This window comes from Pseudoduganella guangdongensis, assembly GCF_009857475.1.
Taxonomy (GTDB): domain Bacteria; phylum Pseudomonadota; class Gammaproteobacteria; order Burkholderiales; family Burkholderiaceae_D; genus Rugamonas; species Rugamonas guangdongensis.
Map to the genome: position 1 here is coordinate 1 of NZ_WWCJ01000057.1, position 423 is coordinate 423.

General features: G+C 53.9%; 1 rRNA gene. It reads left to right on the forward strand.

Features of this window, described 5'->3' with window-relative positions:
* A 16S ribosomal RNA gene (locus tag GTP41_RS26805) occupies positions 1-423 on the forward strand; the annotation flags it as partial.

Here is a 423-nt window from a genome sequence, read left to right on the forward strand (position 1 = left end):
GTGCTCGAAAGAGAACCATCACACAGGTGCTGCATGGCTGTCGTCAGCTCGTGTCGTGAGATGTTGGGTTAAGTCCCGCAACGAGCGCAACCCTTGTCATTAGTTGCTACGCAAGAGCACTCTAATGAGACTGCCGGTGACAAACCGGAGGAAGGTGGGGATGACGTCAAGTCCTCATGGCCCTTATGGGTAGGGCTTCACACGTCATACAATGGTACATACAGAGGGCCGCCAACCCGCGAGGGGGAGCTAATCCCAGAAAGTGTATCGTAGTCCGGATTGTAGTCTGCAACTCGACTACATGAAGTTGGAATCGCTAGTAATCGCGGATCAGCATGTCGCGGTGAATACGTTCCCGGGTCTTGTACACACCGCCCGTCACACCATGGGAGCGGGTTTTACCAGAAGTAGGTAGCTTAACCG